At 71.7% G+C, this 22,980-nt stretch carries 16 protein-coding genes; 7 read left to right on the top strand and 9 right to left on the bottom strand.

The features are described 5' to 3' along the window. Window positions 1-103 precede the first annotated feature (103 nt). Together BXA11_RS00535 and BXA11_RS00530 are read left to right on the top strand one after the other, a co-directional pair. The gene (locus tag BXA11_RS00535; RefSeq protein WP_076431853.1) at window positions 104-682 is read left to right on the top strand and encodes a hypothetical protein; all 579 of its coding nucleotides are present in this window, start codon (window positions 104-106) and stop codon (window positions 680-682) included. Window positions 683-962: 280 nt separating this feature from the next. Beyond that, window positions 963-1,253 (top strand): CBU_0592 family membrane protein, encoded by a 291-nt coding sequence (locus BXA11_RS00530; RefSeq protein WP_143734029.1) that lies wholly within the window; start codon window positions 963-965, stop codon window positions 1,251-1,253. A 55-nt stretch (window positions 1,254-1,308) separates the two neighbouring features. On the opposite strand, the gene BXA11_RS00525 is transcribed toward BXA11_RS00530, so the two are convergent. Beyond that, window positions 1,309-1,485: a hypothetical protein gene (locus BXA11_RS00525; protein ID WP_231513897.1), complete on the bottom strand. Its 177-nt coding sequence runs from the start codon at window positions 1,483-1,485 to the stop codon at window positions 1,309-1,311. Between the two features lie 43 nt (window positions 1,486-1,528). On the opposite strand from BXA11_RS00525, the gene map reads away from it, so the two are divergent. Beyond that, a complete protein-coding gene (gene map, locus BXA11_RS00520; RefSeq protein ID WP_076431851.1) occupies window positions 1,529-2,377 on the top strand; it encodes a type I methionyl aminopeptidase in 849 nt (282 codons plus the stop codon). A gap of 122 nt (window positions 2,378-2,499) precedes the next feature. Here map and BXA11_RS00515 read toward each other — a convergent pair whose 3' ends face one another. From BXA11_RS00515 to BXA11_RS00505, 3 genes are all read right to left on the bottom strand, one after another. Continuing rightward, complete coding sequence (locus tag BXA11_RS00515) at window positions 2,500-4,494, bottom strand: bifunctional copper resistance protein CopD/cytochrome c oxidase assembly protein (protein WP_076431849.1); 1,995 nt, start codon at window positions 4,492-4,494, stop codon at window positions 2,500-2,502. Beyond that, complete coding sequence (locus tag BXA11_RS00510; RefSeq protein WP_076431847.1) at window positions 4,491-5,063, bottom strand: copper resistance CopC family protein; 573 nt, start codon at window positions 5,061-5,063, stop codon at window positions 4,491-4,493. Before BXA11_RS00510 ends, BXA11_RS00515 begins: the two co-directional genes overlap by 4 nt. A 312-nt stretch (window positions 5,064-5,375) precedes the next feature. Beyond that, window positions 5,376-6,668 (bottom strand): helix-turn-helix domain-containing protein, encoded by a 1,293-nt coding sequence (locus BXA11_RS00505; protein WP_076431845.1) that lies wholly within the window; start codon window positions 6,666-6,668, stop codon window positions 5,376-5,378. A gap of 980 nt (window positions 6,669-7,648) precedes the next feature. Here BXA11_RS00505 and BXA11_RS00500 point away from each other — a divergent pair. Together BXA11_RS00500 and BXA11_RS00495 are read left to right on the top strand one after the other, a co-directional pair. Then, window positions 7,649-10,567, top strand: coding sequence for an AfsR/SARP family transcriptional regulator (locus BXA11_RS00500; RefSeq protein ID WP_076431843.1), 2,919 nt, complete (start codon window positions 7,649-7,651; stop codon window positions 10,565-10,567). 90 nt (window positions 10,568-10,657) lie between these two features. Next, a complete protein-coding gene (locus BXA11_RS00495; protein ID WP_159454719.1) occupies window positions 10,658-13,543 on the top strand; it encodes an AfsR/SARP family transcriptional regulator in 2,886 nt (961 codons plus the stop codon). On the opposite strand, the gene BXA11_RS00490 is transcribed toward BXA11_RS00495, so the two are convergent. Then, entirely contained in the window at window positions 13,493-15,016 is a 1,524-nt protein-coding gene (locus BXA11_RS00490) for a PucR family transcriptional regulator (protein ID WP_076431839.1), read from the bottom strand. The genes BXA11_RS00495 and BXA11_RS00490 overlap by 51 nt on opposite strands. A 119-nt stretch (window positions 15,017-15,135) precedes the next feature. Between BXA11_RS00490 and BXA11_RS00485 the strand changes: the two genes are divergently transcribed. After that, complete coding sequence (locus BXA11_RS00485; RefSeq protein ID WP_076431837.1) at window positions 15,136-17,391, top strand: molybdopterin cofactor-binding domain-containing protein; 2,256 nt, start codon at window positions 15,136-15,138, stop codon at window positions 17,389-17,391. A gap of 126 nt (window positions 17,392-17,517) precedes the next feature. On the opposite strand, the gene BXA11_RS00480 is transcribed toward BXA11_RS00485, so the two are convergent. The 3 genes from BXA11_RS00480 to BXA11_RS42970 all read right to left on the bottom strand — a co-directional run bounded on the left by BXA11_RS00480 (window position 17,518) and on the right by BXA11_RS42970 (window position 20,075). Further along, complete coding sequence (locus tag BXA11_RS00480) at window positions 17,518-18,204, bottom strand: hypothetical protein (RefSeq protein ID WP_143734028.1); 687 nt, start codon at window positions 18,202-18,204, stop codon at window positions 17,518-17,520. 159 nt (window positions 18,205-18,363) lie between these two features. Then, window positions 18,364-18,879 carry a hypothetical protein gene (locus BXA11_RS00475; protein WP_239104778.1) on the bottom strand — a complete coding sequence of 172 codons (516 nt, stop codon included), beginning with the start codon at window positions 18,877-18,879 and terminating at the stop codon, window positions 18,364-18,366. 242 nt (window positions 18,880-19,121) lie between these two features. Further along, complete coding sequence (locus tag BXA11_RS42970) at window positions 19,122-20,075, bottom strand: SecDF P1 head subdomain-containing protein (protein WP_159454718.1); 954 nt, start codon at window positions 20,073-20,075, stop codon at window positions 19,122-19,124. A gap of 892 nt (window positions 20,076-20,967) precedes the next feature. Here BXA11_RS42970 and ald point away from each other — a divergent pair. Next, entirely contained in the window at window positions 20,968-22,086 is a 1,119-nt protein-coding gene (gene ald, locus BXA11_RS00465; protein ID WP_076431829.1) for an alanine dehydrogenase, read from the top strand. 140 nt (window positions 22,087-22,226) lie between these two features. Here the strand turns inward: ald and BXA11_RS00460 are convergent, their stop codons facing one another. After that, complete coding sequence (locus tag BXA11_RS00460; protein WP_076431827.1) at window positions 22,227-22,904, bottom strand: thioredoxin-like domain-containing protein; 678 nt, start codon at window positions 22,902-22,904, stop codon at window positions 22,227-22,229. Between the last annotated feature and the right edge of the window lie 76 nt (window positions 22,905-22,980).

Here is a 22,980-nt window from a genome sequence, read left to right as displayed (position 1 = left end):
TTCCGCAATCGGCGCCGCGGGCTGATCGTTACCCGGCGGTAACCGTGTGTCATGGACCCGATTGGCGGGACTTCACGCGCTCGTGTCAGGCACCATAACGTTCATGGACGCCGCATCGGTGAACCTGCTGCGCGAAGTGCTCGCCTCCACCGGATGGCTCGAACGCACCCGGGAGCTCGGCCTGGCCCTGCGGGCCACCCGGTCGGCCGGAGGGCTCCTCGTCGTCGGCACCCCCGAGGACGAGCCGTGGCACGTCACCGCCCATCTCTCCGACGAGGCCCGGCTGTCGGGGCTCGCCCAGCTCTCCCCCACGCTGGTCCGCTGGGCGCCGCCGCCCGGCGCGCCCGCCCACCTGCGGGTCGGGGTGGAGCGCCTGCGGAGCGCAGGCAGGGGCGAGACGCTCTTCGTGGTCACCGAGCAACGAACCCCCGTGCCCCTGCTCGAACGGGTGGACGACGCCCGCCGCAGCGGCGCCACGATCCTCGCCGTCGACGGCGGCGATCCCGAACTGGAGTCGCTGGCCCACGACGCGATCGCCGTACCGGCCGAGGGGGCCGTCCTGAGTTTCGACGCGGCGCAGCACCTGGTGAGCAGCGCGGCCGGGGAGATTCGGCGGCTCGGCCTGCGGGAACGCCTCGCCCGCCTGGCCGACCGGATCACCGGCCCCCGGGTGAGCGACTGAGCGACCGGCGCCCGGCGACGGGTCAGGACGCGGGCGAGCAGCGCCGGCGACGGCACGATGGCGAGCCGCTGGGAGACGGCTGAGGGCGTGAGGTGCGGCGCCTGCGCGGCCTTGACGACGCCGCCTCTGCGGGACACCCCGTGCAGGATCCGCAGCCGCCACGGGTCGATATCCATGCAGCAGGTCTTATGTTCGGATCAAGAATCCTTCATTTGCCCTTCACTCTCCGCAGGCAGGATCATCGGGTCATGACCATGTGCGTGGACGGCGAACCGTCCTGATGTCCACCTTCATCACGATCATCGGCACCGCGGGCGCCGTCGTCCTTCTGCTCGCGTACGCGTTGGTGTCGTCCGGCCGGATGTCCGCGGACAAGCTGCCCTACCAGTTGCTCAACTTCGGCGGGGCGGCCACCTTGATGATCAACAGCGCGTATTACTCGGCCTGGCCTTCGGCGGGCCTCAACCTGGTGTGGAGCGGCATCGGCGTGTGGACGCTCGGCCGGCTCGTCACCCGCCGCGCGACCGCCCGGCGGCACGCGGCGGAGCCCACACCGGCACCGGGACGGTGAGAACCGGGCCCGGTTGAGACTCTGGAAGGCCGGGCCCGGGTCGGGGGTCAGGGGGTCAGTCGTCCCATTCCTTGTCCTGCTCGGTCCAGCGCTTGTTGCGCTCGGCCGCCGTCTGCAGGGCGTTGGCGGCCGCGTCGCGGGAGTCGTAGGGACCGAGCCGGTCCTTGTTCGGGCAGCCCTTCTCGGGCTCGACGCTCATGTGCTTCAGGCAGAACCACCATTGATCGCTCACGTCCTTAATCGTGCCCCCTTGACGCGCAACTAGACTTGGCCGCATGACCACGCTGCTCCGCCCCGGGCGAATCTCGCCCACCCGCAAGGTTCCCGCCCACATCCCCCGGCCCGAGTACGTGGGGAAGGCCGAGCCCAAGAAGGGCGACAGCGACATCCAGACCCCCGAGACCATCGAGAAGATGCGGATCGCGGGCCGGATCGCCGCGCAGGCGCTCGAGGAGGTCGGCAGGCACGTCGCCCCCGGCGTGGCGACCGACGAACTCGACCGCATCGGGCACGAGTTCCTCTGCGACCACGGCGCCTACCCGTCGACGCTCGGCTACCGCGGCTACCCGAAGTCGCTGTGCACCTCGATCAACGAGGTGATCTGCCACGGGATCCCCGACGACACCGTGCTGCGTGACGGGGACATCGTCAACGTGGACATCACCGCCTACATCGGCGGCGTGCACGGCGACACCGACGCCACCTTCCTGGTCGGCGACGTCGACGAGGAGTCGCGCCTGCTGGTCGAGCGGACCCGTGAGGCGATGATGCGGGCGATCAAGGCCGTGGCGCCGGGCCGCCAGCTCAACATCGTCGGCCGGGTGATCGAGGCGTACGCCAAGCGCTTCGGCTACGGCGTCGTCCGCGACTTCACCGGGCACGGCATCTCGACCTCGTTCCACTCCGGGCTCGTCGTCCCCCACTACGACGACCCCTCGCTGTCGGTGACCCTGGTGCCGGGGATGACGTTCACGATCGAGCCCATGCTCACGCTCGGCACGATCGACTACGAGATCTGGCCCGACAAGTGGACCGCGGTGACCAAGGACCGCAAGCGCACCGCGCAGTTCGAGCACACTCTCGTGGTGACCGAGTCGGGCTACGAGATCCTCACGCTGCCGTAGGAGCGTGGGAGGCGGTGCCGCGGCGCCGCGCCGGTGTTCCGGCGACGCGCCGCGGCGTCTGTGTGAGGCGTCGCGCGGGTTCCTTGAACCGCGGGTCTCGGCGGGAGACGATCGCCGGCGGCCTACTCGGCGGCCCTGTCCCGCCTGTCCAGCTTCGCCAGGTAGTCGTTGTAGGCGTCCAGCTCCGCGTCCCCGGTGCCGCCGGACTTGGCGGCCGCGGCGTCGGCACGGCGGTCGGCACGGCGCGCGACGCGCTCGTCGTCGCGCCACCACTGGAAGCCGAGCGCGAGCAGCACGATCAGCGTGGGGATCTCGCCGAAGGCCCAGGCGATTGCGCCGCCGGTCTGCTGGTCGGCCAGCGAGGAGGCGCCCCAGGTGCGCCCGAGCTGGTCGTAGTAACCGGACGCCAGCACCGTCCCCATGCTCATCAGAGCGATTCCGAAGAACGCGTGGAACGGCATGGTCACCATGAGCAGCAGCAGCCGCCCGTAGTAGGGCAGCTTGTACGGCGCCGGGTCCACGCCGATGATCACCCAGAAGAACAGCGAGCCGCTCAGCAGGAAGTGCACGGTCATCGCGATGTGACCGAGGTGTTCCTCCATCGCCGCGGCGAACAGCGGGGTGAAGTACAGCGCGAACGTCGACACCACGAAGATCGCGGTCGCGATCGCGGGGTGGCTGACGAACTTCAGGACCCTGCTGTGCAGGATCACCGTGAGCCACTCGCGCGGGCCCCGGTCACCCCGGCGGGTGGCGGGCTTGAGCGCACGCAGCGCCAGCGTGACCGGCGCGCCCAGCACCAGGAAGATCGGGACCAGCATCGACAGGATCATGTGCTCGGTCATGTGCACGCTGAACAGCACGGGCGAGTAACGCGCCACGCCGCTCTGCGTGCTGAGGACGAGGACGACGACGCCGAGATACCAGCTGACCGTGCGGCCCAGGGGCCACTGGTCGCCCCGGCGGGCCAGCCGCACGACGCCCGCGCCGTACAGACCGGCCATGACGACGGCGAGCACGGCGAAGAACAGGTCGAACCACCACAGCGTCAGCAGGTTCGCGAACGTCATCGGCGGCGGGACCAGGTAGCCGAGCAGCTCGAAGGCGCGGTCGACCGGCGTGTCGACGGGCGGCGGGGCGGTCCGGGACAGCGCCACGGCCAGGCCGATCGTCGCCCCCATCAGCAGGACCTCGCCGAGGGCGAGGCGGAGGAAGGCGTGCGGCTCCCCCGTCGACAGCTTCGGCAGCGTACGACCCCGGTGGCGCCAGCCGACGAACCCGAGCACGCCGAACGCGACGATCTTGGCCAGCAGGAGCAGGCCGTAGTTCGAGGTGAACAGCTCGCCGACCGAGGTGAGGCGCGAGGCGGCGGCGGCGAGCCCCGAGACGCCGACCCCGGCGAAGCACCACAGCGCCATCCGGGAGAAGCGCGCGGCGGCGACGTCCAGGAGCGGCCGCCCACGCAGCGCGTGCACGCAGACCACCCCGAGACCGCCCACCCACAGGGCCAGGAAGAGCAGGTGCATGGCCACCGAGGTGGTGGCCAGCCCGTGGTTGGGTGAGGAGGAGGAGTGCCCGGTGAGCGCGGGCGGCAGCAGCGTCACGAGCGCGAAGACCAGCAGCCCCCCGGCGGTGCCCGCGGTGATCGCCCCCCGGGCGAACAGCGCGATGGCGACGGCGAACAGCACGACCAGGGTCAGCGCGATGCCCTGCGGCACCTGGCTCGCGTAGCTGGTGAGCTCGTTGCCGGCGAGGATCTGCCCCACCGGCGCGCCGAGGGTCTCCGACAGACTGAAGACCAGCGCCACCGCCGCGGCGACCGCCCAGGCCAGCGCGGACCACGACGCGCCCTTCACGTAACTCTGCGCCTGCTTGCCGAGCAGGCCCTTGTCGTTCGGCAGGAACCCCGCGGCCGCCGCGAGCAGGCCGACGGTCAGGACGCCGGAGACGTCCATCGCGAGCTTCGACAGCGGCAGCATCCAGCGGGTCAGCGTGCCCTCGTCGGGCAGGCCGGGGATGATGCGCGGCGTCGCGGCGCCGCCGAGCACCATCGCGATGACGAGTGCGCCGACGGCCGCGCAGAGCGCCGCGGCGGTCAGGCGCACCGCCTTGTTCACGGCTTCTTCCGCAGGCTCAGGAACATCCCGATGCCGACGCCGGCGATCCCGAAGATCACCGCCCATATCCACCCGGGGACGCCTCCCCGCCCGCCGTCATCGGCCTGCGCCGCGGGCGCCGTCGCGGGCGCGGCGGCCGCCGGCGCGGACGCCGGCGACGGGTCGCCGGGAGCGGCCGCCGAGGTCGCCGCCCCTATGGACTGGTCGCCGACCACGGTGAACGGAATCTCCCCCTCGAGCGGGTGCCCGTCGGGAGAGACCACACGCCAGGCGATCGTGTAGCGACCCGGAGGAACCGGCTCGGTCACCGCCTCGGTGACCTTGGGCCCGTCGACGACCGGCTCGCCTTTCTCATAGCTTTTGCCGTCCTCACCGCGGACGACCACGACCGGGAACTGAACGGAGTCCGCGAACTCGAGCGTGACCTTTTGCAAGGTCTTGACCTGCGCGTTCTTCTGCGGGTCGCTACTCTTGAGCGAAGTGTGCGCCTCGGCGGGCAGGGCCGGCGCGACACATAGCAGGAGAGCCGCCACGAGCGCGGCGAAGGCGGCGAGGAAGGGTGTCTTCATGGCACCTCCCAGGCTACCGACGCGGTGGTCCGGTCCATACCTCGCACCGGAAGACTGGGGATAACCCGAAGAAGACCCCTGATCACGCCGCAGCCGGCCCTCCGTGCCTGCCGGACGACGGCGCCCCGCTCGGCGGACCGGTGAACGGTGGCCGGCCGCTCCGTTCGCGGCCCGCGTCCGTCGTCGTGGCCCACGCGTCAGCAAGCTCTTGAGGTCCGCACGCTCATCGCATGAGACGCGAGCCGGGCCGGGGCGAGCAGCCTCCGGCCCGGCAGAACATGTCCCTGTCAGCCCCGATGCCCGCTTGCGCGGTCAGAGCTCGACGCAGGCGAGAGCACGCTGGTAGGCGACCACGCTCTGCTCTTCTTCGCCAGTCCGCCGGCGCATCTCCGCGAGCGTCATCCAGTCCTCGGCCGTCTTTCGCGTGGGCGGCGCGTTCTCCAGCCACTGGCCCACCGTGTCCAGCTCGGCAGCGGCCTCCTCGTCCTGATGGAGCAGGAAGTGCGCCTGACTGAGCAGGAGGGCTGCCCGTGTCTCCATCCACCCTGGAGTGCCGCGCACCAGGTCGACGACGGTCCGCGCGTATTCAACGGCCTGTTCGGGATGGTGAAGGACGATCTCCGCCCATGCGAGATCGAGGGCGCCGAGGGCCCTCTCGAAGGTGCTCGTGGCCGCGGACTCCATCTCCCGCTGCGCCCTGAGCAGGAGGTCGTACGCTTTCTCCGAGTCGTCGGGGCAGAGATTGAGGACCAGGTTCGCGTGCGCCTGCCGTAGGCGCGCCAGGTTGCGTGGCTCGCCGGTCTCGGACTGGATCGCCAGCGCACGCTCGATCAGGGTGAGGGCCTCTTCCCCGCGCCCCGCCTCCTCGGCCACATACGCGGCGTTCCAGCATGCTGCTACGGCGGCCCGGGGAGTCCCCAAGGCGTCGGCGGCCGCCAGCAACTCGGCGGCGAAATGCCCGGCCCGCAGCATGTCGCCCCGCCTGAGATAGACGCCCAGCAGCGTGGAGCCGAGCTCGATCAGCGCATCATTCCAACCAGACTTGCCCAGTGTCTCAAGCGCCTGCTCACCGACCCGGACGGCGGCGGAATAGTCACCCCGCTCCCGATGGCACCGGCACAGTGCCAGGGCCACCGCGATCTTGCGCTCCTGCGTCATCGTCTCCGCCTCCGACTCGCTGAGCTGCTCGTGCACGGAGATGGCCTCGGCGAGCTCGCCACACGCCTCGGAGGCCAGCGCGTAGCCGTACCGTGCCTCCACCCGCAGCGAGGCGAGCCCCTGGAGGTTGCCGTCGGCGAGCAGTTCGGCGTAGCGGCGGCGGGCCTCGTCGACCTCGCCGTTCTCCAACGCCATCTTGGCGAAGCTGAGGCCGACCTCGAGGTCCTCCATCTGCTCCGCCGTGACGCCGTTGACAAGGTAGGTGAGCGAGCAGTCGAGCTTCTGTGCGAGGAGTTCGAGCACGGCGGGGGTGGGGGTGCGCTTGCCGCTTTCGATCAGTGATACATAACTGTCTGAAAGTTCGGGGTGTGCCAACTGCGCTTGCGAGAGCCCACGCTGACGGCGAATCGCCTTGATGCGCTGTCCGACCAGATCTTGCGCCGCCATTGGCAACTCCTGCACTATTGTAGGCCCGGCAGTCTGAGCTGATGGGAGATCCACCGTGCGCCGCCTTACCCTGCCTGTTCTTACCCTCGTCATTTCGGCCGTACTGGCCGTTGCCGGCGATGTTACGCCAGCTACCGCCTCCACGTCTTCTGCGGAGACGAATTTGCTGGCCAACCAACTCTGCTGCTGATCAAGCCGCTTGGCAGCACGCCGGGACGCCGGAGACGAAGATCAGGCACTGTCCGGCATCCCTGCATCCTCTCCGGCGCTCCGGCGGACGCCGCTCCAAGTATTCACGTATTCAAAGCGGCCATGCCTCCAATCCAATCGAGCGATTACTTTCAGTCCGCCGCCGCATATCAACGCATCTCATTCCCGCGATTGTCGGAGCGGGTGAATTCAATCTCCCGGTGGCGCCAGATACCGACTGCACCTCGGTGACGCAATAAAATTGTCCGCGCCGGACCGCGTTCCTTTGTCCGGTGCCCGACCACCGAGGGTTCGCACCCGGCGCCCCTCTCGGACTCGGCCTCGGCTCGCCGGCCCGGAGGCAGGAGTCCAACCCGGCATGCGACCCGCTCAAGCGGCACGAAGCCGCGATCGCCCCCCTTCGTCACCCACGATGGAGCTGCCGCACGAAGGGGTCGCACGTGACACCGGGATGCCGATGACGTAGCTGCGGGGACATAGGGAGGCCGCGGCTCCAACGCACGCCTCCCCGCCAGAGCCTCGAACGCATCTCCACGTATCTAGACAAAATCTAGATACGTGATGGCATATTGAAGCTTCTGCCGATCTAGGTCCAACGATGTGCCCATAGGCGGCGTCACGGGGATGACTTCGTATTGAAGTAGCTGTACAAGAACGCCGAGGGACAGCACCGGCGGCCCGGCCACGAGGCTCCGCGCACCAGCCTCCCAATAGGGCCGGGCGATGCACTCAACGCGTCTGCGCCGTCACCGCATGGAGTCCAAAGTCGTATGGATAATGCGAATGAATGTGGAACATCTCAGGACTTACCGTCCCGTCTGCGGTTACTGGGTCCGCCTGCGGGCTGGCGCGACGGACGGCCCATCGAGCTGGGACCGCCGCTGCAGCGGGCGGCCCTGTGCGTACTCGTCGGGCATGAGGGACGCGTGGTCCCGAAGGACATGCTGATCAGTGGTCTCTGGGGGGATCGGCCCCCGAACACGGCCGAGCAGAGCGTCTACACCTACATCGCCGGCCTCCGGCGGGTGCTGGAGCCCCACCCCGGCACCCGCGGTCCATACGCCGTCCTGGTGAGCCGGTCGCGCGGCTACGCGCTGGAACGCGGGCAGATGCAGGTGGACGTGGCGGACTTCGAACGCCACCTGGCCGAGGCACGCCGGCTGCACAGCGCGGGCGACCACCGTGGCGGCCTGCGCGCGCTGGACGCCGCCCTGGCGCACTGGTCGGGGCCCGCCCTGTGCGGCGTGCCGGGTCCTTTCGCAGAGGCGGAACGGGCTCGTCTGGAGGAGTTGCGCCTGTCCGCGCGGGAGGACCACGCCGACACGCTGCTCGGCCTGGGACTGCACCAGGAGGCCGCGGCGGCGCTGACCGACCTGGCCGCGGAGGCTCCCCTGCGAGAGCGCACCCGCGACCTGCTCATGCTCGCGCTGTACCGCTGTGGCAGGCAGGCCGACGCCCTCCAGACGTACATGGACATCAAACGGCTGCTCGCGGAGCGGCTCGGCGTTGATCCCGGCACGGCCCTGCGTGAGCGGTACGAACTGATCCTGCGGGCCGATCCCTCGCTCGCGCGGGTGCAGGACCGCGCGAGCGGCGCCAAGGCCCCGGCGCGGCCTCCCCGCCAGCTGCCGAGGGCGGCGAGCGTTCTGGTGGGGCGGGCCGAGGAACTGGTCCGCCTGCGGTCCCTGCTCTCCCCCTGGGACGGCGGACCCCCGCAGGCGGTGGTCGCGATCACCGGGGCCCCCGGAGCGGGCAAGTCCGCACTGGCCGTCCGGGCCGCCCACGCCTCCTCCTCCGCGTTCCCGGACGGACAGCTGTACGTCAACCTCCAGGGGGCGACGCCGGGGGGCGAGCGCCTGAAGCCGATCGACGTGCTCGGCAGGCTCCTGCGCGCCCTGGGGCTGCCAGGCGGGGCCGTGCCGTCCGAGGAGGACGAGGCCGCCGCGGTGCTGCGCGACCGGCTGGAGGGACGCAGGACCCTGATCCTGCTCGACGACGCGGCGGGGCCCGAGCAGGTGCGCGCCCTGCTGGGCCTGCCGTCCGGCAACGCCGTGCTGATCACGAGCCGTGAGTCGCACGCGGAGACCGACGACTGCGTCCAGCTCGTGCTCGGGAGGCTGCTGCGGTCGGAGGCGGTCACCGTGCTGGCGAAGCTCGTCGGAGCGGAACGGATTGCGGCGGATCCGGCCGCCGCGGACCGCCTGGCGCACCTGTGCGACCTGCTGCCGCTGTCCCTGCGCCTGGCCGCCGCCCGGCTCGCCGAACGTCCCGACTGGACCGCGCGGGATCTGGGCACGAGGCTGGAGGACCGGCGGCGTACGCTGCACGAGCTGGAGTCGGGCCGAAGGGCCGTCCGCTCCAGTCTGGAGCTGAGCTACGAGGGTCTGGCCCACGGCGGCGAGCTCGATCGGCTGGCCGCGCGGACGATGTGCCACCTCGGCGTCCTGCATGTGGCGAGCCTGACCCCCGAGCTGGTGTCCGCCCTTCTCAGGGAACCGGTCGACGCCGCCGAGCGCGCCCTCGGCCGCCTCGCACGCGCGCACCTGCTGGAGATCTCGGGACCGGGCCGCTACCGCCTCCACGACCTCGTGCGGCTGTTCACGATCGAGCTCGCGGACGCCCGTCTCCTGCCGGAGGCGCGCAAGGACGCGCTCATGAGCGCGCTCGGCTTCTACGGGGCGACCGCACGCCACGCCAGCACGGTGCTCGATCCCCACCGCGTGCAGCTTCCCTGGCCCACCGTGCCACAGCGCCCGCTCGCGCTGACGTCGGCGGACGAGGCCAGGGACTGGCTGGAGGAGGAGCTGCCGGACGTGGTCGCCACCGCCGCACAGGCGATGCAGAGCGAGGACGACGACGTCGCACGGCTGGGGGCCTACGTCGGGTTCTCCCTCATGTGGCAGCTGACGAGGGGCGCGCACCGCCACGAGCAGCGCGACCTCAACAGGCAGGCCCTGGCCGTGGGCGAGCGGACCGGCGACCAGGAGATTCTGTCCCTGGCCCACGGCCAGTTCGCGCACGCGCTGGTGAACCTCGGCAGGGAAACCGAGGCCCTGCTGCACCAGCGTGCCGAGCTCGAGCTGAGACGCGCGCTACGCGACCGGTTCGGCGAGATGCGCGCCCTGGGCAACCTGGGCGTCGTCCTTCTCAAGCTCGAGCGATACGCGGAGGCGCGTGAGGGGGCGGAAGCCCAGCGGGCGATCGCCAGAGAGATCGGCTCCGAGGTCGGCGAGCGTCATTCGCTGCTGATCAGGGTGGTCGCCTGCCGGGAGCTGGGCGACCTGACGGCGGCCATGAGCCTGCTCGGCGAGGTGCTCGCACTCGCGCAGGCCGCGGGAGACCGTTACCACGAATCGGAAGGCCTCGCGTTGCTCTCCGAGCTGTGCCTGGACCGCGGCGATCCGCGGACGGCGAAGTCCTACCTCGAGCGCGGCCTGCGTCTGGCCCGGGAGATCGGCTACCGGGTCAGCGAGTGCGAGTCGCTCGCCATGCTCGCCAGAGTGCACCGTCTCCTGAACGAGCCGGCACGGGCCCTGGCCTACGCCCGGGAGGCGCTGGCGGCGCGGCAGCGATCCGCGGACGAGAATCTCTCCCGGTTGGCGGAAGACGAGCTGCGCGTCATCGAGACGGCCTTCCCCGAGCTGAGAGCGACCCGCGAGGTACCGCCCCGCGCGGCGCTCACCGGCTGATCGTCGGTTCGCAGGAGGGACAGGACGTCCATGGGGACGGCACATGGAGAAATCGGCGGGGGTGGCCTCCGGCTCCGGGTCCTCGGACCGGTGACCGTGTCGCTGGAGGACCGGCAGCTGAACCCGGGGCCGCCGTTGCAACGGGCCACCCTCTGGGTGCTCGCCGCACAGGCGGGCCACCTCGTCACGAAGGACAGGCTCATCGGCGCCCTGTGGGGCGCCGCCGCACCGAAGACGGCCGAGCAGAGCCTCTACACCTATGTGGCCGGGCTGAGGCGGCTGCTCGAACCGGAGCGCGGCAGGCGCGGGCCGTTCGCGTTGCTCACCCGGTCCGCGAACGGCTACAGCCTGGCGCGGGACGCGTGCCGGACCGACGCCGAGGAGTTCGAACAGCGCCTCGCGGAGGCTCGCCGCTACCAGGCCAAGGAGGACCTCAGCGCGTGGCTGCGCGAACTGCAGACCGCGCTGGGACTGTGGTCGGGCACCGCCCTGGGCGGCCTTCCCGGCCCTTTCTGCGAGGCGGCGCGAACCCGGCTGGAGAGCATGCGCCAGACGGCGCGGGAGGACCAGGCCGACGCGCTGCTGCGGCTGGGCCGGCGTCAGGAAGCGCTCGACGCGCTCGCCGGGCTGATCGCGGAGGCCCCGCTGCGGGAGCGGGCCCGGGAACTGCAGATGCTCGCGCTCTACCGCTGCGGGCGGCAGGCGGAGGCGCTGGAGGTCTTCCACGACACCAGGAGTCTGCTCGCCGAACACCTCGGCGTCGATCCCGGCGTATCCCTGCGGCGGGCATACGAGCTCATCCTCCGCGCGGATCCCTCCCTCGCGGCGGGGCCGTCTCCCATGGCGGTCACGGCTCCCGGAGAGATCGACCGGCCGCGTCAGCTTCCGCGCGATCCGCAGATCTTCGTGGGGCGAATGGAGACGCTGGTGCGACTGCGCGCTCTGCTCGCGCCCTGGGACGGGGGCGACTCGCAGGCGGTGGTGGCCGTCACCGGCACGGCGGGAGCGGGAAAGTCGACCCTCGCCGTACGCGCCGCTCACACGGTGAGCGATCACTATCCGGACGGCCAGCTGTACCTGAACCTGCTCGGGGCGACACCGGGAGTCGGACGGCTGAACCCCCTCGATCTGCTCGGCAGGCTGCTGCGGGGCTTGGGGGCGCGCCCGGACTCGGTCCCGTCCGATCCGGACGAGGCCGCGGCGATGCTCAGAGACCGCCTGGCGGGCCGCCGCACGCTGATCGTGCTCGACGACGCGTCCGGCCTGGACCAGGTCCGCCCTCTGCTGGGCCTGCCGGCCGGGAATGCCCTGCTCGTCACGAGCCGGGAGTCGTTCGCGGCGGCCGACGACTGCGTCCAGTTCGTCCTCGGCAGGATGCAGCGGTCGGAGTCGGTCGCCATGCTCGCGAAACTTGTCGGCGCCGGCCGGATCGCCGCCGATCCGGCCGCCGCCGCCGAACTGACCCACCTGTGCGGCGGACTGCCCCTCGCCCTGCGCCTCGCGGCGGCGCGTCTGATGGAGAACCGCCACACGCCCCTGACCGAGCTGAACGCCCGGCTGCGCGACGAACGGCGGGCGCTGCACGAGCTGGAGTCGGGCGATCTCGCGGTGCGCGCCAGCCTCCAGCTCAGCCACGATGTGCTGGCGGGAAGCGGGCACGAGCTCGACCGGGCGGCGGCGGCTGCCCTGTGCCATCTGGGCGTTCTGCGCACGCCGGACGCCACACCCGAGGTCGTGGCGGCCCTTCTCGAGGTGCCGCGGGACGCGGCGGAGCGCGCCGTGGCCCGCCTGGTGCGGGCGAATCTGGCCGAACCAGGCGAGCAGGGACGGTTCCGCCTCCATGACCTGGTCCGGCTGTTCGCGATGGAACTGGCCGAGCGGCGTCTGAGCGAGCGTGACAGCGACGACGCGCTCGACCGCGTGCTCGGCCTGTACGGCACGACCGCGCGCCTGGCGATGAAACTGATCGACCCGCATCGGGTGCATCCCCCGCACGAGTTCGCGACGTGTGAACCTCTTGCCATGACCGGCAGCACGGACGCGTCCGCGTGGCTGGAGCGGGAACGCCCCAACGTCCTCGCCGTCGCGGCACAGGGGATGGCCCGGCGCACTCCGTCCCTCGCGCGCTCCGGCGCGCACCTCGGCTTCTCCTTCCACTGGCCTCTTACCTTCGCCGGTCACCACCGGGACGTCATCACCCTCGGCCGCCAGGCGCTCGATGTGGGCGAACGGCTCGGGGACCCGGAGATCTCCGCCCTCGCGAACGGTTATCTCGCCCTCGGCCTGGGCCATACGGGACGCTACGAGGAGGCGCTCGCCCACCAGCGCGCCGAGGTGGACCTTCGCCGCACGTGCGGCGACTCCTTCGCGCGGATGAGGTCCCTGGGGAACCTCGCCATCGTGCTCAACGCGCTCGATCGGCACCAGGAGGCCCTGTCGTCGGCACGGGAGGAGCTGCGGATAGCGAGGGAGATCGGGGCGGCGGTGGGCGAACGCCACGCTCTCGTCTGCCTCGGCGCGGCACATCTCGGCCTGGGGGACGTGGCGGCGGCCATGGCCGCGTACGTCGAGATGGCGGCGCTCGCGAAAGAGGCCGGGGACGCCATGCATCGCTCGGACGCGCTGATGGGCATGGCCGAGGTGCACCTGAGGCAGGACGACCCCCGGTCCGGGGCGATGCTCTACGACGAGGCCCTCGTCCTCATCAGGGAGAACAGCTCCCGCGCCATGGAGCCGAGGTGCCTCGGCAAGCTGGGCAGGGCCGAACGCCTCATGGGCAGGCTCGACAGGGCGCGCGCGTACCTGCGGGAGACCTTGGCGGTCGCGCAGGAGTGCGGGGCCGGCTACTGGGTGGACTTCGCCCGCGAGGAGCTCGCCCTGCTCGGCGAGAGCCCGCAGGACGGTCCGTCGCGGACCGCGGACGGCTCAGCCGGCGCGGAGGGCGAGGAAGAGGTCGACGCGGTCGGCCATGGATGACAGGTCCTTGCCGGTGAGCTCCTCGACCCGCCTGATCCGGTAGCGCACCGTGTTGACGTGCACGTGCAGCCGTTCGGCGCAGGCGTTCCACGATCCCGTGGAGTCGAGGAACGCGCCGAGCGTGCGCACCAGCTCGGCCCCGTGCCTCCGGTCGTAGTCGAACAACGGCCCGAGCAGCCTCTCGGCGAACGAGAACCGCACGTCGCCGGGCACGGTCGCCAGCAGCAGCGCGTGGGTGTAGATCTCGTCGCTGGTGACCACTCCCCCGCCGCGCGCCTCGGCCATCCGCCGTGCGTGGCCCGCCTCCTCCACCCCGCCCCGGATGGCCTGCGCCCCGGTCAGCGCGCCGCTCAGCCCGGCCGACACCGTGATCGAGGACAGCCCGCCCGCGAGCACCGCCGTACGGGCGCGCAGCAGCGCCGCGAGTGCGGCGCGGTCGCCCCAGGGCGTGTCGCCGCGCAGGGGGACCAGCGCCACCGACGCGTCGGCGCCCGCGGCGGCCACCACCCCGCGGTCCAGCAGCTCCTCCACCACCTGACCGCCCAGCAGAGCGGGGTCGGGGCCCTCCTTCGCCCCGCGCCTGCTCGCCGTGGCCGTGACCACCGCGTACGGCTCGGCCGGGTCGATGCCGCACGTCCGCAGCCGGGCCGACAGCTCCGCGAGGTCGCCGCCCGCGCAGGCCAGGGCGATGAGCTGCTCGGCCAGCCGGCGCTCCACCCGGCGGCCCTCCTCCGCCCGCGTCCGCTCCATCGCGACGCACGCCGCCAGCTCGTAGCCGATCTCCACGTCGACCTCGCCCCGGCAGACCAGGGCCCAGCCGGCGGCCCGGTGCGATCGGCCCACGGCGAACAGCGTGAACGGCCCGCCGCGGTTCACGACGACCGGCAGGCGGACGGCGGCGAGGTAGTCGCGGGCCAGCCGTACGGCCCGCTCCTGCGGCAGGTCGCCCGCGACGACCGCGCCGCAGGCGGACACGACCGCGGCCGTGACGCCGAGCTCGGCCTCGACCAGGGTGAACAGCTCGCCGAGCCCGGCTCCTTCTGCCACCGCCGCGACGATCCTGCGGTGCCGCCCGAGGGCGCCGCGCAGGTCGCCCGCCTGGGCTGCGGCGACGCGCCTGCCGACGAGTTCGGTGACGGCACCGAACGACACCTCGACGGGCACTTCGAGCAGCGGCAGCCCGCGAGCCCGGCACGCCTCCACCAGGTCGCCGGGGACCGTGCCGAGCCGCGCGTCGCCCGCGCCGAGCGCGGCCACGCCCGCCTCGGACAGGGCGTCCACGAACCGGGCGGAGTCGTCGGGCGACTGGCGCCACATCAGGCCGGTCAGCACCAGTTCGCCGCCCGACAGGTATCGCCGGGGATCGGGCAGATCGGTGATGAGCACGCCCTTGATCTCGCGGTCCAGCCGCTCGTCGCCCGTGAGCAGGGTGAGCCGCAACTCCGGGGCGGCGAGCAGATCATGCAACAGCACGGAAGACAGCGTATTTGGAGATATCTACAAGCATCGACTACGCCCGTCCCCGGGTTTCATGGCCGCGCCGATAGGCCCCGTCCCCGCCCGGTTGCTGTACTACGACCGTGGAGCGGTGGATGGCGACTGAGACGGCGGCGGGCACGGCGACCGGAGCGGGGCGGCGTTCCGGCCTCGGCGAGAGCGCGCCGCGCCCCGACGGCACGCTGAAGGTGACCGGGGAGTTCGCGTACTCCTCGGACCTGTGGCTTGAGGGCATGCTCTGGGGTGCGACGCTGCGCAGCCCGCACCCGTCCGCCTGGATCCGCTCGATCGACGTCGGCCCCGCGCTCGCGATGCCCGGCGTGTTCGCCGTGCTCACCCACGAGGACGTGCCCGGGGAGAAGTTCTACGGGCTGGACGTCCGCGACCAGCCGGTGCTCGCCGTCGACCAGGTCCGCTACCAGGGCGAGCCGGTGGCGATCGTGGCCGCCGACCATCCGGAGACCGCCCGCCGCGCCGCCGCCGCGATCGTCGTGGACTACGAGAAGCGCGAGGCTGTGACCGATCCGCGCCGGGCCGCCTTCGACCCGTCCTGCCCCGCCGTACATCCGGAGGGCAACCTCGTACGGCACCAGCCCGTGAGGGTGGGCCAGACCTTCGATGCCGAGGTGGTCGTCACCGGCGAGTACGAGGTCGGCATGCAGGACCAGGCGTTCCTCGGGCCGGAGTCGGGCCTGGCCGTGCCGGCCGAGGACGGCGGGGTGGACCTGTTCGTCGCCACCCAGTGGCTGCACGTCGACCAGGACCAGGTGGCGCCGTGCCTGGGCCTGCCGAAGGAGAAGGTGCGGCTGACTCTCGCCGGAATCGGCGGAGCGTTCGGCGCCAGGGAGGACCTGTCGATGCAGGTCCACGCCTCGATGCTGGCGCTGCGGACGGGCCGCCCGGTGAAGATGGTGTACGGCCGCGAGGAGTCGTTCTTCGGCCACGTCCACCGGCATCCGGCGCGGATGCGCTACGAGCACGGCGCGACGTCCGACGGGCGGCTCGTCTACGTCAGGGCGGAGATCCTGCTCGACGGCGGGGCCTACTGCTCGTCCACCCCGGCCGTGGTGGGCAACGCCGCCTCGCTCGGCGTCGGTCCTTACGAGGTGGGCAACGTCTGGATCGACGCGTACGGCGTCTACACGAACAACCCGCCCTGCGGGGCGATGCGCGGGTTCGGGGCGGTCCAGGCATGCTACGCGTACGAGTCGCAGATGGACCGGCTCGCGGCGGCCTGCGGGCTGTCACCGGTCGAGATCCGGGTCCGCAACGCGGTGTCGCAGGGGTCGCGCCTGGCCACCGGGCAGGTGATCGACAGCCCCGCGCCGCTCGCGGACATGCTGAAGGAGCTGGCCGCGGTGCCGCTGCCGCCGGAACCGGCGGACGAGCGGCCCGACCTGCGCCTCCTGCCGGGCGGCGTCGCGCAGACCACCCACGGCGAGGGCGTGCGGCGCGGCGTGGGCTACGGCGTCGGCATAAAGAACATCTGCTTCTCGGAGGGCTTCGACGACTACTCGACGGCACGGGTGCGCGTCGAGCTCGCCGGGGCCGAGCCGCACGTGCTCGTGCACACCGCCGCCGCCGAGGTGGGCCAGGGGCTCGTCACCGTCCAGGCCCAGATCGCGCGTACGGAGCTCGGGATCGCCAGGGTCACGGTCGCCCCGGCCGACACCGCGGTCGGGTCGGCCGGGTCCTCCTCGGCCTCGCGCCAGTCGTACGTCACCGGCGGGGCGGTCAAGACGGCCTGCGAGGCGGTGCGGGCGCGCATCGACGCGCTGCGGGCGGCGCACCCGGAGCTGTCGCTGGAGGAGGTGCTGGAGCGGTTCGGGCCGGTCGAGGAGACGCGGGAGTATCGCCACCGGCCCACGTTCCCCATGGACCCCGTCACCGGCCAGGGCGACTCCCACACGCAGCTCGCGTTGTGCGTGCACCGGGCCGTGGTCGACGTCGACGTCGAGCTCGGCCTGGTCAAGGTCGTCGAGCTGGCCGCCGTGCAGGACGTCGGGAGGATCCTCAACCCGCTGGCGCTGGAGGGGCAGATCCACGGCGGCACCGCGCAGGGCCTGGGCCTGGCGCTGATGGAGGAGATTCAGGTCAGGGACGGCCGGGTGCTCAACCCCTCGTTCACCGACTATCTGATCCCCACGATCCTCGACATGCCGCCGATGCGGGTGTCGGTGCTGGAGAACCCCGACCCCCATGCGCCGTACGGCCTGCGGGGCGCGGGTGAGCCGCCCACGCTGTCGTCGACCCCGGCGGTGGCCGCGGCGGTCAGGGCCGCGACCGGGCTGGATCTCTCCCGTGTCCCGATCCGGCCCGAGGACGTCGCGCTCTCGCCCCTCGCCCGCTGAGCCCCGCCGCCATGCTCGGCGCGCCCGGGGCAGCCGGGGCGGCGGGCTCGGTTCCGCCGGCTCGGTTCCGCCCGCGCAGGTTGAGCCGGCGCAGGTTGAGCGGGCGCAGCTGGTGCCGGGTCGGGGTCAGTCGGCGATGTAGCTGATGGAGGTCACCTCGTAGCCGCGGCTCTTCGAGCCCCGCACGTGCATGAACATGCCGCCGCCCTCGTAGGAGTAGGCGCAGCCGTAGCCCTTGGGCTCGGAGCTGCAGCCCTGGAAGAAGTACTTGACGCCCTTCGGGTCGTACTTCGTCCGGAACAGCGTCTTCACCGCCGTGGTCGTGGCGATCTCCAGGCCCCGGTTGCGGTCGCCCTTGCGCCAGGCGTCGAACAGCTGCTTGGCCGCGGCGGACGGCGTGACGAGGTGGCGGGACTCGTACACCTTCGTGACCTTGGCGCCCGACACGATCATCAGGATGCCGTCGAGCCCGCCCGGCACGCGCACGCTGGTGTGGACGAACCGGCAGGCGTTGCCCGAGCAGCCCGCGAACTCGTCCGGAGCCCGGAAGGGGTAGGCGAAGAGCGTGGAGGCCGCGCCCGCGGTGGCGACCCGGGAGGCCGCGTGGCGGTCCGCGCGCAGCCACGCGCGGAACAGCTTCTTGGCGACGACCGCCGGTGCGGCCGTGCCGTGAGCGCCCGCTCTGACGGGGGCCTGCGCGGGGGCGTGCGCGGTGTGCGCGAGAGCCGGGGCGGCGGCGAGCAGGGAGGCGGGGACCAGGAACGCGGCGGTCGCGGCCGTGGCGGCCGCGCCTCGCAACCATCGTGCTGACACGTGCCGTACGCTACGAGGCTCTGCTTGCACCTGGATTGACCCCGGCTTGCACCGGCCGCTGCCGCCCTGCCGACGGCCATCCGGGCCGTAGCCGGCCTCCGACCGAGGTCAGGGGGACAGGCACCTCCGCCCGATGCCGGGCAGGGACGGTCACCGGCCTCAGCCTGACGCCGGGGACCTCTGGGCGGCCAGGCCGCGTCCCGCGGCGGACAGGCATCCGGCCAGCAGCGTCACACCGGACAGCACTCCGCTGACCACGGGCACCCATGCCACGGCCGAGGTGGCGGACATGACGAGCCCGGCGACCCCGAGCGCGGTGAGGACCGCACCGGGCACCATGATCGTCCGATCCCTCCAGATCGGCCCGAGGGCGACGAAGTGGACGCCGACGACGAGAGCGATCCAGGCGACGTTGCTCTCCTCGGGGCGGCTCAGGGCGCGCAGCACGGCGATGCCGCCGAACAGTGCGACGGCTTCGATCACGACGACCACCGCGAAGCCGAGGCCGAACATCTTCCCGGCCGTGCCGCCTCCCCCGATGCCGGGTTCGGCACCGGTGGACCTGGCACGCCCGACGGCGAGGACCCAGGTGGCGACGACGCCGGCCAGGGCGACGGCCGCGGCGATCCGGAGGACGAGCGCGAGAGAGTGACCAAGGGGTGGATGCGAGTTCACGAACACGAAGACGGTCCCAAAAACCGCACCTACCAACAAACCGGTCATCCGCTGCATGACGGCGACCCTACCGGTATCGCGATCAACGGCTGATCAGGTCCCGTCAGGACCGGTTGGCCGGGGCGAAGGCGCCCCGGCCGTCGGACGGCCGATTCGGCCCGATTCGGGCCTGATTCCGGGTGATTCAGGTCCGCTTCAGGTCCGCTTCAGGTCTGAGGGCGCGGGCCCGGACCATGATGCGCTCATTGGAACCCCTCAGGGCTGGGCTGCGCGCCGCCCTGCTGTCCCGTGCCGCCCTGCTGTCCCGTACCGCCCTGTTGCTGTTGGGTCCCACCCTGTTGGGTCCCGCCCGTCTGCGACCCACCCGGCTGGCCGCCCTCGTACACCGTGCCGCCCGGCTGCGTTCCACCAGGCTGCGTTCCACCAGGCTGAGTGCCACCCGGCTGGGTGCCACCGGGCTGAGTGCCACCCGGCTGGGTGCCACCGGGCTGAGTGCCACCCGGCTGCGTTCCACCGGGCTGGGTGCCTCCGGGCTGGCCGGTGTCGGTGGCGGCGGGCGATGCGGCCGGGTTCTGCTGGTTCGCGGGAGCGGATCCGGTCAGCAGCGCCATGATCGCATCGGCCTGGGCCTTGTCGAATCCCGCGATGCCGAGGCTGTCCTGGGTGATCTCCTGGGCCACCCGCGGGGCGGCCACCACCTTCTCCCCCACCACGATCGCGAGCTGCTGTTTGACCGTATCCCGGGTGAGCGCGGCGATCTGCTCCTGGCTGGAGGGGGACAGCACGAGCCTGATCGAGTAGGTGCCGTCGTTGTCCGTCACCTCCTCGATCTTCTGCACGGTCGTGACCGTGACCCCCGGATCGAGTTGGTAGCAGGAGGTGCCCTTGTCGTCCGGAATCGCGTCCGTTCCCGCGCAGGGCGCCGCCCCCACCCCGGTGACCGGGGCGAAGTGCACGGGCGTCAGCAGGGTGCGTACGGGCGTCTGCTTGAGCGGCGGGGCGTCCGGGTTGCGGGTCATCACCACGGCGACGGCGCCGAGGACGCCGGACATGACGACCACGAGCACGAGGGCCGCGACGAGAGCGATCGTCGTCCCCCTGGCCGCCCTCGGCTCTGTGGGGCCGTCGGGGGCGGGCGGCCCGTCACCCGGCTCTGCGGCCTCGCCTGGAGGCGCGCCATCGGGTGCGCCGGGCACGGCGGGCTCCACCGGCTCAGCGGGTAGGACGGGAGCACCTTCGACAGCGGGCACGCCACCGAGTTCGCCGGAGATCCCAGGCGGGTCGCCCGCTCCGCCCGGGCCCCCGAGCGGGTCACCCGGCCCATCCGGAATGCCGGGTCCGCCTGACAGACCGGGTCCACCTGACACGCCGAGAGGGTCAAACGGCCCACCGGGCACGCCCGGCACACCGAGAGGGTCAAACGGCCCGCCGGGCTCACCCGGCACACCTACCGGGCCGGCGAGCGTGTCGGCGAGCGGATCACCGGGCCTGCCCGGCGGCTCACCGCGTTCACCGAGCGGATCGTCGGACCCGCCGAACCCGCCGTACTCACTCCGCGCACCGCCCGGGTCACCGAGTGGATCAGCGAGTGAGCCGGCGAGCGGGTCGCCGAACCCAGCGCGCTCGTCGGGCACGCCGGGCGCCGGATGGCCTCCACCGGGGTCCCCGGGCCCGCCGTACGTGTCACCCGGTCCGCCGCCGGCGGGCGGCAGAACGGTCGTCTCCGCGGCGGCCCCGGTACCGCCGGACGTGCCCCCGAACCAGCCGCCCCATCCGCCGGACGCCTCGGCGGGCACGCCGCCGCGCTCCTCGGGGCCGGCCGGCTTGGGCATGGGCGCCGTCTCGGCTCCCGATGTCAGGCCGGGCCGCGGGCCGGGCTCTTCGTCTCCCGGCACGGGCGCGTTGTGCATTCCCTACCTCGATCCCTTACACCGCTCGCAGAGCCTACCGAGGTCTGCCAACTGCGGGTAACCGGGTGACCATGGAACGTTCAATGCGATCCTTTATTGACAATTTGTCATGAATATCCGCCAAATGGTTGCCCGTTGACCGATGCCCATACGGACGTCGGGAGCAGACAGTGAAGACATGAAGGTGGGAGTTCCCCGAGAGATCAAGACACACGAGTACCGGGTCGCGCTCACACCCGCGGGGGTCAACGAGTTCGCACGCAAGGGTCATCGGGTCCTCGTCGAGAAGGGCGCGGGACTCGGGTCGGCGATCCCGGACGAGGACTTCACCGCGGCGGGGGCCGTCATCCTCGGCACGGCGGACGAGGTGTGGGCCGAGGGCGACCTCGTCCTGAAGGTCAAGGAACCGGTGCCGGACGAGTACCACCGGATGCGCAAGGGCCAGGTGCTGTTCACCTATCTCCACCTGGCCGCCTCGGAGTCCTGTACCCGGGCCATGCTGGAGTCGGGCGTGACCGGCATCGCGTACGAGACCGTGCAGAAACCCGACCGCACGCTGCCGCTGCTCGCGCCCATGTCCGAGGTCGCCGGACGGCTGGCGCCGCAGGTGGGCGCCTACCATCTCATGCGCCAGGGCGGCGGGCGCGGCGTGCTGATGAGCGGCGTCCCCGGCACCTACCCGGCCAAGGTGGCGGTGATCGGCGCGGGCGTGTCGGGCATGAACGCCGCCGCGGTCGCCGTGGGCATGCGGGCCCAGGTGCTGCTGCTCGACCGCGACGTCGACCGGCTGCGCCATGCCGACCTCGTCTTCCGGGGAGGCTGCCAGACGGTGGCGTCCAACGCGTACGAGGTCGAGCGGGCGGTGGTGGACGCCGACCTGGTGATCGGCGCGGTGCTCGTGCCGGGCGCCAAGGCGCCGACCCTGGTGAGCAACGACCTCGTCTCACGGATGAAGCCGGGATCGGTGCTGGTGGACATCTCCATCGACCAGGGCGGCTGTTTCGAGGACTCGCGGCCGACCACCCACGCCGAGCCGGTCTACCGGGTGCACGGCTCGGTGTTCTACTGCGTGGCCAACATGCCGGGGGCGGTGCCGCACACCTCGACGTACGCGCTGACCAACGTCACGCTGCCGTACGCGCTGGCGATCGCCGATCTGGGCTGGCGCGAGGCGCTGACCGCCGACCCCGCGCTCGCCCACGGTCTGAGCACCCACGAGGGCCACCTCACGAGCCGCCCGGTGGCCGAGGCCCACGGGCTGGAGGCCGTGCCCGTGGACCGCGTGCTGGTTCCCTGAGTCCCTGGTGCAACGCACCGTGACGCGACGTGCCCTGACGCGACGTGCCCTGGCACCACGCACCGTGACACGACGCGCCCTGACGCGACGTGCCCTGGCACCACGCGCCGTGACACGACGCGCCCTGACGCGACGTGCCGTCAGGACGACGGGGCCGTGCTCGGCATGGGCTCCTGCGTGGCGTCCGTCTGCGGCGGCGGGAGCGGCTGCTCGTCGGTGGTGCCGATGCCGCCGGAGCAGGAGGCGCCGTACTCGGGAGTGTCGGTCGGGTTCTGCTTGTACTTCTTGACGAACTCGGGCAGCCGGGGGTCGTCCGCCGAGTCCAGCGCGATCTGGTGGTTCCAGGAGCTGGCGACGATCTTGGACGGCAGGTTGGGGTAGGGGCTCAGCAGCATGTAGTCGGCGGAGGCGATGGTCTTGAGCTTGTCCACCTCGGCCTTGGGCAGGTTGGGCTGGTAGGTGATCCACACCGCGCCGTGCTCCAGCGAGTGGACGCCGTGCTCGTTGTGAATCGGCTTGTCGTAGATGCCGCAGTTCTGCCAATAGAAGTTGTGCTGGCCACCGACGGGCGGGGTCTCCTTGTAGGCGACCTTCGTCCAGGAGTGGTCGGAGCCCTTGTAGGTGAAGGTCTTGACGGCGCTGAGCGACTTGGCCGAGCGGTCGTTGACCACGTAGACGGCGACGAGGGCGACCAGGACGACGATCACGAGACCGCCTATCCCCCACATGAGAAGTGCGGCGCGCCGCTCCTTGCGCTTCTGCTCGGCGCGCATGCGGGCGAGGTGGTCACGCCTCGCCTGCGCCTTCTCCTTCGTCATCGCTCCTCCATCTGCTGATCACCAACACCCCCGCTGCGTATGGAGAATAGTGGCTAAAGGTATTGCTTCGGGCAGG

The organism is Microbispora rosea (assembly GCF_900156315.1).
GTDB classification, from domain to species: domain Bacteria; phylum Actinomycetota; class Actinomycetes; order Streptosporangiales; family Streptosporangiaceae; genus Microbispora; species Microbispora rosea.
This window is presented reverse-complemented; position numbering and strand designations above follow the sequence as displayed.

What these genes read in the sequence shown, in the direction of transcription:
- BXA11_RS00535 (WP_076431853.1), top strand. Translation starts at nt 104, where the DNA reads ATGGACGCCGCATCGGTGAACCTGCTGCGCGAAGTGCTCGCCTCCACC.
- map (WP_076431851.1), top strand. Translation starts at nt 1,529, where the DNA reads ATGACCACGCTGCTCCGCCCCGGGCGAATCTCGCCCACCCGCAAGGTT.
- BXA11_RS00485 (WP_076431837.1), top strand. Translation starts at nt 15,136, where the DNA reads ATGGCGACTGAGACGGCGGCGGGCACGGCGACCGGAGCGGGGCGGCGT.
- ald (WP_076431829.1), top strand. Translation starts at nt 20,968, where the DNA reads ATGAAGGTGGGAGTTCCCCGAGAGATCAAGACACACGAGTACCGGGTC.
- BXA11_RS00500 (WP_076431843.1), top strand. Translation starts at nt 7,649, where the DNA reads ATGGATAATGCGAATGAATGTGGAACATCTCAGGACTTACCGTCCCGT.
- BXA11_RS00530 (WP_143734029.1), top strand. Translation starts at nt 963, where the DNA reads ATGTCCACCTTCATCACGATCATCGGCACCGCGGGCGCCGTCGTCCTT.
- BXA11_RS00505 (WP_076431845.1), bottom strand. Translation starts at nt 6,668, where the DNA reads ATGGCGGCGCAAGATCTGGTCGGACAGCGCATCAAGGCGATTCGCCGT.
- BXA11_RS00510 (WP_076431847.1), bottom strand. Translation starts at nt 5,063, where the DNA reads ATGAAGACACCCTTCCTCGCCGCCTTCGCCGCGCTCGTGGCGGCTCTC.
- BXA11_RS00460 (WP_076431827.1), bottom strand. Translation starts at nt 22,904, where the DNA reads ATGACGAAGGAGAAGGCGCAGGCGAGGCGTGACCACCTCGCCCGCATG.